At 39.5% G+C, this 10,053-nt stretch carries 9 protein-coding genes; all 9 read right to left on the bottom strand.

Annotated elements, in window-relative coordinates:
• The coding region (cyoD, locus tag O9A_RS02020; RefSeq protein ID WP_034458293.1) for a cytochrome o ubiquinol oxidase subunit IV at positions 1 to 558 on the bottom strand (558 nt) is incomplete at its 3' end.
• Positions 558 to 1,223 carry a cytochrome (ubi)quinol oxidase subunit III gene (locus tag O9A_RS02015; protein WP_034458291.1) on the bottom strand — a complete coding sequence of 222 codons (666 nt, stop codon included), beginning with the start codon at positions 1,221 to 1,223 and terminating at the stop codon, positions 558 to 560. The genes cyoD and O9A_RS02015, both read right to left, overlap by 1 nt.
• A complete protein-coding gene (cyoB, locus tag O9A_RS02010) occupies positions 1,220 to 3,238 on the bottom strand; it encodes a cytochrome o ubiquinol oxidase subunit I (protein WP_034458289.1) in 2,019 nt (672 codons plus the stop codon). Before cyoB ends, O9A_RS02015 begins: the two co-directional genes overlap by 4 nt.
• Positions 3,239 to 3,312: 74 nt before the next feature.
• Entirely contained in the window at positions 3,313 to 4,284 is a 972-nt protein-coding gene (cyoA, locus tag O9A_RS02005; protein ID WP_034458287.1) for a ubiquinol oxidase subunit II, read from the bottom strand.
• A 123-nt stretch (positions 4,285 to 4,407) separates the two neighbouring features.
• Positions 4,408 to 4,854, bottom strand: a complete 447-nt coding sequence (gene aroQ / locus O9A_RS02000; protein ID WP_034458285.1) for a type II 3-dehydroquinate dehydratase — start codon at positions 4,852 to 4,854, stop codon at positions 4,408 to 4,410.
• A 51-nt stretch (positions 4,855 to 4,905) separates the two neighbouring features.
• Positions 4,906 to 6,045, bottom strand: coding sequence for a DNA replication/repair protein RecF (gene recF, locus O9A_RS01995; protein WP_034458283.1), 1,140 nt, complete (start codon positions 6,043 to 6,045; stop codon positions 4,906 to 4,908).
• 20 nt (positions 6,046 to 6,065) lie between these two features.
• Positions 6,066 to 7,187 carry a DNA polymerase III subunit beta gene (dnaN, locus tag O9A_RS01990; protein ID WP_034458281.1) on the bottom strand — a complete coding sequence of 374 codons (1,122 nt, stop codon included), beginning with the start codon at positions 7,185 to 7,187 and terminating at the stop codon, positions 6,066 to 6,068.
• A gap of 195 nt (positions 7,188 to 7,382) precedes the next feature.
• Positions 7,383 to 8,954 carry a chromosomal replication initiator protein DnaA gene (gene dnaA, locus O9A_RS01985; RefSeq protein ID WP_034458279.1) on the bottom strand — a complete coding sequence of 524 codons (1,572 nt, stop codon included), beginning with the start codon at positions 8,952 to 8,954 and terminating at the stop codon, positions 7,383 to 7,385.
• Positions 8,955 to 9,657: 703 nt separating this feature from the next.
• Positions 9,658 to 9,924, bottom strand: a complete 267-nt coding sequence (rpsT, locus tag O9A_RS01980) for a 30S ribosomal protein S20 (protein WP_034458277.1) — start codon at positions 9,922 to 9,924, stop codon at positions 9,658 to 9,660.
• Between the last annotated feature and the right edge of the window lie 129 nt (positions 9,925 to 10,053).

The following is a 10,053-nucleotide window of genomic DNA, read 5'->3' as shown; positions in this document are numbered from 1 at the left end:
AGGCATTTCAGAACCTGGTGCAAGCTCTACGGGTGTCTGTATAGATGGCGCTTGCTCCATAGGCATTTCAGAACCTGGTGCAAGCTCTACGGGAGCTTGCATACTTGGCAATTTTTCCGCGGATATATCTTTACCTGATAACTGCTTTGCAGTTTCTTGTGTATCTGACAATTTCTCCAACGCCGAAGAATTTGTTCCTTCTGGTATTTCCAGCTCAATAACACGTCCTGAACCACCCATCATATTATAATTCAAATGAGAAATAGCCCACCAAGTACCTCCAATAATAACAAAAACGCAGATAACTGCAAACCACAAAGCGCTTAAATTCCATTTTGCATCCGGACCAGAATTCAAATGCAAAAAGAAAACAATCTGCACTATAATCTGAATAATTGCCATCCCAATAAGATACACAACCTTTGTGCTAATTGCCCAACTATCCATCATTCCATACATCACAGGAATAAAAGAACCCAAAGTGAAAAATACAGCCAGAATGAAGCCAATTAAATAGGAACCAGAACTGGAACTATGTGTTTCGTGATGCATATTCATTACAATTCTCCTAACAAATAGACCATTGTGAAAACACCAACCCACACAATATCAAGTAAATGCCAGAAAATTGAAAGACATGCCAAACGTGTTCTATTATCCTGATCTAAGCCACGGCAACGGATATGAAAAAACATCACTATCATCCAGAGAAGACCAGCACTTACATGAAGACCGTGCGTACCAACCAAAGCAAAAAATGCTGACCAATAAGCCGATAAAACTTCTTTTCCAAAAAGCTGTAAACCTGTCGCAGGATCAATACCAGCATAAGCTCCAGGATCGTAATAAAATACTTCGTTCAAAAGTTCATGAAATTCGTAAATTTCCATTCCAACAAAGCAAAATCCAAGCACACAGGTAACAGACATCCATAAACGTACACCATTGATGTTACCTTTATGCGCTTGAACCATTACAAACCCGTAAGTAATTGATGAAAGCAATAAGATGGCAGTTTCAACCAAAACAAAATTTAAATCAATAAACTCATTTCCCGCTTTTCCTCCGCCATAAGAAGCAGAAAAAACAGCAAAACTTGAAAAAAGCGTCGAGAACAGGATCAAATCAGAAAGAATATAAACCCAAAAACCAAATGTCATTATCGAGCTACTGTCGTGATGATGCTCATCAATGTGAACATTATCGATTGTCATCGCACTCATACTGTTACTCCCTGCTCTTTCAGAACAGCTGTAAAAGTATCTTCAGTTTTTTTTACTTCTTCAGCTGAAATGTAGTAACCATGGTGATTACCCGTTAACGAATGACACACAATTGTTGCAATAAAACCAATCAATCCAATCGCAACAAGCCACCAAATATGCCAAACAAGCGCAAAACCAACAACTAAGGAGAAGAACCCCGCAATAATTCCAGCTGAGGTATTTGATGGCATATGGATTTTTGAAAACCCACTTGTCTGACGTTGATAACCGTTCTTCTTCATATTCCAATAAGCATCGTCAGATTGCACCTTTGGAATCACTGCAAAATTATAAGAAGGAGGTGGTGAAGAGGTAAACCACTCAAGCGTACGTGCATCACCCCAAGAATCATTTAATGTCACCGGTAAATGTCCCTTGTGCTTAATACCATACCAAATTGCCAAAACAACTTGTAGCACAAAACAAAGAATGCCAAGCAAGATAATAAAAGCGCCCAGTGCAGCAATCATAAACATCGGTTGCCAATTAGGTTCCATGTAATGTTGGAGACGACGCGTCGCACCCATTAAACCAAGTGCATAAACTGGGAAAAAAGCAAGATGAAAACCTATGAACCAACACCAAAAAGATGCAATACCTAGCGCCCGATTTGGTTTAAAACCAAAGACTTTTGGAAACCAAAAAGCAAGCCCAGCTAAATAGGCAAAAACGACACCCCCAATAATTGTATGGTGGAAATGAGCTATCAAAAACAGTGAATTGTGAAATTGCCAATCAGCAGGTACGATAGACATCAAAACACCTGTCAACCCCCCTCCAACGAATGTAAAAATCATCCCTATGCACCAAAGCATGGGAGGCTCAAAACGAATTCGACCTTTATACATGGTCAACAACCAATTAAAGACTTTTACACCTGTTGGAACGGCAATGATCATCGTTGCGATACCAAAAAAGGTATTCACAGCTTCACCCCCACCCATCGTGAAGAAATGATGACCCCAAACAAGAAGCGAAAGAATCAAAATAACCAACATCGCCCATACCATTGAAGTATAACCAAAGAGGCGTTTTGAAGAGAATGTTGACACAACTTCAGAAACAATCCCAAAAGCAGGAACAACCAAAACATAAACTTCAGGATGACCAAAAATCCAAACATAGTTAATCCATACCATGGGATTTCCACCACCAACATTGGTAAAGAAATTCATACCTAAATAACGATCACACGCCAAGAGTGCAAATGCTACAGCTAAAACAGGATAAATAACTAAAATAAGGACATTGCTCACGAAAGCGCTCCAACAAAAAACGGGCATTCTCATCATCGTCATTCCAGGAGCACGCATTTTAATAATAGTTGCCACAAAATTAATAGCTCCCATCGTCGTTGCAATACCAGAAAGTTGAAGTGACCACAAATAATAATCTACCCCCGTATCTGGACTCCCTTGTAACTCTGAGAAAGGTGGATACATCAGCCAACCACCACGACCGAAATTACCAACACCTAGTGATATGTTAATCAATATTGCCCCGGCGGTAGTAATCCAAAAACCTAAATTATTTGCAAAGGGAAAAGCAACATCGCGGGCGCCAATTTGAAGCGGTATAAGATAATTGAAAAGACCAAATAAAATAGGCGTAGCCATGAAAAAAATCATAATAACGCCATGAGCCGAAAAAATCTGATCAAAATGCTCTGGTGGCAAATATCCTGCCGTTTCACTTCCAAGTGCAAAAGCCTGATGTGTTCGCATCATAATCGCATCAGCAAAACCACGAACAAGCATGATAATCCCAAGAATGATATACATAATGCCGATACGTTTATGATCAACTGTTGTGATCCAATTTCGCCACAAAACTCCCCACCATCCCAATACTGTCAAAGCAAGAACAGCAATTAGGCCACTCAAAACAATCGCAATACACGTGTACAAAACTATCGGTTCATGTGCAAGCGCATGAAAAGCACCCGCCGTAGGATCTGTAAGTCTTCCAAACATCTCTCAACCTATATCAAATGAAATTCCCGTTAAAAAAACCGCATTTTTAAAAGGACTTTTTCTCGATAAATACTCTAAATAACATCAGCATCAAAAACTGAACATAGCGCTCCCCACAGTGTCTGAACCGCAGCACGCTTCATTAAGTCTTCATTACATACCGTATTTTCATCAACACATCGATTAACAACCCGATAGTAAAGCCGCTTCTCGACAGGTGCAAAATAACGCACTTCAGCATCTTTTTCCTTTGCAGCGATATCACCCATACGAGGCGCAATAGTAAGCTGACGATAAGAAGTTCGATCAAGCACTTGACCATTAGCCCGAACTTTAGCAATCCAATTGTCAAAATTCTGCGAAGATACAGAATGCCATTTAAACCGCATACCTGCAAAACCATCCCCACTGTAATTTGCTGAACTTCCTTTGAATATTCCTTGCTCTTCAGCCACCAAATGCAATTTAGCATTCATCTGTGGCATAGCATAAAGAACCGTACCGAGCTTTGGCACCCAAAAAGCATTAACAGAATTCTCTGATGTCAACTGCAACAAAACCTGACGGCCTTCAGGCGCATAAATTTCATTGATCGATGCAACACCATATTCCGGATAAATAAAGAGCCATTTCCAATCGAGAGCCACAACATCGACTTGTAATGGCTTCCTCTTACCAACAATATCCACCGGAAGCGAATTCGTAGGTTCAAGCCTATAGGTATAATAAGCTGTTAATGAACCTAAAATCATTACAATAACAATCGGAACACCCCACATAAATGCTTCAATTTTATTGGAATGCCCCCAATCAGGTAAATAATCTGCTGCTGTATTCGATGCACGATATTTGATAGCTAAAAATACTACGCTTACCATTACTGGAATGACAACGCAAAGCATAACAAGCACACAAATAACAATCAAAATAAGCTGTTGGCGCGCAACGTATCCAGAAGGTTGAAGAACATCAATTTTACAACCAGAAATAAGCAGCATACCACCTAAAACTGCGAGTATTTCTAATTGTCTAACAAAGTCTCTCATCTTCACCTACCCCCGTCATACGTACTGGAATTTGTAATAAACACAATGATAATATCTTACTTATTCGAAAAATAATTATCAAGTAAATTCAATTTCCATATTACTCTTATCCAACATTGCTTTTTATTTATTACGATTAAATCGCTTAATAATATATTCAAGTGCAAACCAATATCCATCACTCCCACAGCCAGCAATGACAGCATCTACAGCCGCAGATGTATAAGAATGGTGACGGAAAGCTTCACGATGATAAATATGAGACAAATGAACCTCTACTTTTATTCCCGTAAACATCTTTAATGCATCAAGAATTGCAACAGAGGTATGACTATAAGCAGCAGGATTGATGATCAATCCTGCACTTATTCCAATCGATTCCTGTATCCACTCTACCAATTGTCCTTCATAATTGCTTTGATAAAAATGTATTCTTACGCCAAATCTTGTTGCATATTCCTTGCAAAATTGTTCAATATCTTCTAAAGTTTCCATGCCATAAATTTCCGGTTCACGTTTACCGAGAAAATTTAAATTAGGGCCATTTAAAACTGTTATAATCATAGACATAATCACTTCTTCTTCTCGAGCATCATCTTGTAAGAAACTTTTAGCATGTTTTTACTGCAACAAAGTTCCATCCTTAATCGCAAAAAACTCCGCTCTCCCTTTCAAGGCATCAAATAAAATGGGATCTGTTCCTGTCATAAATGTTTGTCCCCCTAAATCATCAAGAATATCAAATAAAGCAGCACGCCGATGAAAATCAAGATGTGCAGCTATTTCATCAAGAAGGAGAATAGGTGCCCTCTCTGAAATCAGACCTGTTAAACGCGCATGACATAAAACCAAACCTGTTAGCAAAGCTTTTTGTTCACCTGTCGAACAAGACGCTGCTGCCATATTTTTATCAGCGTAAAAAACCTGCAAATCTGTGCGATGTGGTCCTTCTAATGTCCGCCTAGCAGCACGATCTATCGCGCGGTTATGCTGCAACCGATCACAAAATTGTTCTTCAACCTCAACCGCTGATATTTTACCCAGAGCCGTTTCTAAAAAGCCATCAATTTGCAAAAAAGCCCGTGGAAAAGGTAGCTGAGATGGCGTTTGTACAAACATGTCATTTAAAAGCCGAATAATATCGATACGTGCCGCAGCAATAGCCGTTGCCAGTTCTGCCATCTGTTTTTCTAAAGCATCAAACCAAGCACAATCTTCATTTTCATCCAAAAATAAACGATTGCGTGCACGCATAACCCTATCATAATCTGCTATGCGACGACTATGTAAAGGATCAATCGCTAAAACCATACGATCCAAAAAACGACGACGCTCAAGTGGAGGACCTGTGAAAAGCCCATCCATAGAAGGAGTTAGAATACTCATATGACAGTAATCTGTTAAGCAATCACCTGTCTCATTCACACCATTAATATGTACTTTTCGACTGTTATCATTAATCTCCAAGGCTGTACCAATATTCACTTCACCATAAAGCGCACATTCAAGACGTGCAAATACGACAAACCCTTCACCTTCACCTTCACCATTTGCAAAGCTAACATCAGAATAAGCAGCACGCCGTAAACCACGACCAGGAGAAAGAAAAGATAATGCTTCTAAAAGATTCGTCTTACCAGCACCATTATGACCAGTAAAAACCACATGCTGACCTGAAAAATGAATATTAAAGGAAAAATAATTGCGATAACGCACAAGCTTTAGCTGCCTCACTGCCACTTTGTGCACATGACCAGCCACGCATCGCAAAACAAAAGCCCCTAAACACGTATAGGCATCAGCACGTAAAGCGCATCTGCATCACCATTATCTCGAATCAGAGCTGGAGCTCCAGCTTCAGCCAACATAAAAACCATCTCATCACTCAAAAGTTGTCCAGCAATATCTAAAAGATAACGCGAATTAAACCCTATCTCAAGTGGATCGGATATGTAAGTCACAGCTAATTGATCTTCTGCACTTCCTGAATCAGGATTATGAACAACAAGCCTTAACTGTCCTTGCTCAATCGTTAACTTCACTGCACGCCCGCGATCACTTGAAATCGTAGAAACACGATCAACTGCAGAAGAAAAATCCTGCCTATTGACAATTAATTTTTTATCATTTCCAAGGGGGATAACACGTTGATATTCTGGAAATGTTCCATCAATTAACTTGGAGGTAAAAACCACAGAACCTATGGAAAAACGAATTTTTGTTTCAGAAAGCTCTACAAACACATCCTCATTAATTTCTTCAGAAAGAAGCTTTTGCAACTCCCCTACGGTTTTACGGGGAATAATGACACCGGGCATACCCTCAACCCCTGAAGGGGCTTCCGTATCAACTTGTGCTAAACGATGACCATCTGTTGCCACTAAACGTAACTTGAGAACACCATCATCAATAACATGAAAATAAATACCATTAAGGTAATAACGAGTCTCTTCAGTAGAAATAGCGAATTGCGTACAATCAAGCAAATGCTTCAAGCCTGACGCCAATAAAGAGAAACGGTAACCAAACTGCCCTGGAAGAGATTCTGGAAAATCTATTTTGGGAAGGCACTGCAGCTGGAAATTAGCACAACCAGAAACAACAGACATCATACTCGCCTGATTCATGTCAACTGATAATACAATCTCACTGCCATCAGGAAGCTTGCGAACTATGTCATACAGCAAATGGGCTGGAACAGTTATTGCTCCCTTTTGCTTTATATTAGCCATAAAAGATTCTGTAATCTCTAAATCAAGGTCTGTCGCTTTTAATTGCACACCGTCCTTGTCCGCATCAATTAAAACATTCGACAAAATAGGAACAGTATTACGACGCTCAACCACACGGTGAACACGACCAAGAGACTTGAGAAGTTGATTACGATCAACTATAATACGCATAAAAATCCCCGTTATAATTCACAAAGAATTATAGAAATTCTCAAATTAAAAATAACAGACCCACTTGAAAGAATCACTTGCTGAACTTTATTCAACCTCTCTTAAAATGGCAAGTGACTCCTGTATAAACAAAAATAGCTACCCTTCTTAATCCCTCTGCGATACTTTCGATAAACAGAGGGAAAATTATAAACGCTATGCAGCCTGCTCTCCAATCAACCGTTTAAGCAATTCAAGCTCTTTGGCCAATGTCTGATCATCACAAACCAAATCCTCAATTTTACGGACAGCATGCAAAACTGTCGTATGATCACGCCCTCCAAAACGACGCCCAATTTCTGGCAATGAACGAGGCGTCAACATTTTCGCCAAATACATTGCAACTTGTCGCGGCTTCACGACTGTACGCGTACGACGATTAGATAATAAATCTTGTTTAGAAACATTATAATGGCGTGCAACTGCGCGCTGAATTTCTTCAATTCGAATACGCTTAGATTCACCTGAACGCGTCAAATGACCTAAAAATTCATCAATTCGTTCTAAAGATAAGTCAGATTCGAAAGACTGACGGAACAACAATTGATTAAATGCTCCTTCAATATCACGCCCTGAACCCAAAACTGTTTTAGCAATATACTGCAAAACCTCATCTGAAATTACAATCATGTTGTCATCTTGTTGCGCTACCTTTAACCGTTGACGCAACATTTCCAAACGCATTTCATAATCTGGCGCTTCAATTTCAAGAGCAACGCCCCCCTGAAGTCGAGACCGAACTCGAAGATCTAGGGATTCTAACTCTGCTGGTGGACGATCTGCAGCAACAACAACTTGTTTTGCACTATCAAGCAGCATGTTGAGCAAATGACAAAATTCATTCTGTATCGACTTTCCCTGCAAAAATTGCATATCATCAATAATCAAAAGATCGATATCACGAAGTTGTTCTTTAAAAGAAAGAGCATCATTATCACGAATAGCAGTCGCAAAACGCCACATAAAATATTCAGCGGTCAAATAAATAACTCGTGCAGGCGTTAAACGCTTCAATGCAGCAGCAGCAATGGCCTGAAGCAAATGCGTTTTTCCTAAACCAACAGACGCATGAATAAAAAGGGGATTAAAGCGCAAAGCACTTTTATGCCCCTCTGCAATGGAACGCGCTGCAGCTAATGCAACACGGTTAGAAGACCCCTCAATAAAACTTTCAAAAGTATAGCGAGAATCAAGAGGGGAACCCAAAATCCCTGTTTCAACACCCTTTGTTGAATGTTCTGTATAATTCTCAACAAAAGATGAAGCAGTCTGCTCTTCAAGAACAACAGGAGCTGCATTCTTACCACAAACTACAGCTTTTGAAACACGCCTCATACCTCGAACAATCACTTCAACACGAAGAATCGCCGAATTCTCCTGTTTCCATAAATTGGTCAAAAGCAAACCGTAGTGATTATTAATCCAAGAACGCAAAAATGCTGTAGGAACAGAGAGCTTTACAAGATTACGGCTATATTCTGCAAGCTTTAAACGACCAAACCAACTGGTATAAGCCTCGATACCAACCTGTGCCTTTAATTGTGCCATCACACGCGCGAAAGCCGCCGCACTCTCCTCCTCTGAAACAACCGGGTGCTCTAAAGAAGTATTTCCAATAACTTTACCATCTACATTCGTCATATTACCCTTTATTATTCTCTCTGCCGACAGGATATCCACCGAAACCCTTTTAAAGGAGCTAGCTTTAGAGTTCAATTTGTCCACCATCTTTCATCCCGATAAAAACAAAAACTTTGTCTCGCCAAATAGCTAAAATTAACTTAGCAAAGGCAAAACGCCCTACCCCAAATAAGATTATCATCCCCCCCCTAGGATAACCTCATCACAACCCCACTAACAAAGATGACCAATAAGACTTACTTGCATTCATGATATGATCCATTCTTCTAAAATGAAAAACACACCAGTCAAGAAAACTAAAAAAAACCGTCAGAAAACTTATCTAATACGAGAGCCCACAACATCTTAAATCAAAGTTTTACACTCAACATAACACAAAACAATGCGCTGATATGACCCCTGTCTGTTTTTTATCTCAAAAAGAACCATACAAAACACCAGAGGTAAAATGCAAGAGGTCAAAATAAAATCAAAAACTCCTACAAACCACTATAAACCTGCTGATAATAAACAAGGAATGGGAAAAATTATTGATTCAATTCACTTTTTTTTTACTAAATTTACTAATAATAAAGAATCTCTTCAGATTAAAAAAAAAAAATAAAAAAGCTTGACAAAAAAGACTCTGTAAAAATTCACACAGCTTGTGGATAACCATATATTTTCTACAAATCTTCTCTAGCTTTTTATGGAAAGAATCATCACATGCTTCTTCTTTTCATAAAGAGTGATAATAAAAAAACAGCATCCATAGGGATGCTGGTGTGATTTTCAAAAAAATGGAAAAAGTTTAAACGCTCAATGCTCTCAAACGTTTTGCTAAACGCGATACTTTTCGTGCTGCAGCATTTTTATGAAAGACCCCTTTGGAAACCGCACGCATAATCTCAGGTTCAAAATTCTTAAATGCCACTTCCGCAGATTCTCTATCGCCACCAGCCAAAGCATCATCAAACTTACGCATGAAAGTACGAACACGTGAACGGCGAGCCCGATTAACCTGCGTACGCACAGCAACCTTTCGCACCGCTTTTTGAGCCGAAGGTGTATTCGCCATAAATATATATCTCTCTCTCACTCACCGATAGGAATGCACAACGGATATCCCTACCAACATAAACAAACCCGAACCAACCTATAAAGTTGTCGATAACTGTGCAGCTTATAACGCAACCCTACAGCCAAC

This window comes from Bartonella koehlerae C-29 (genome assembly GCF_000706625.1).
In the GTDB taxonomy this organism is placed as follows: domain Bacteria; phylum Pseudomonadota; class Alphaproteobacteria; order Rhizobiales; family Rhizobiaceae; genus Bartonella; species Bartonella koehlerae.
The sequence above is the reverse complement of the archived record's forward strand: the minus strand, read 5'-3'. Positions and strand labels throughout refer to the sequence as shown.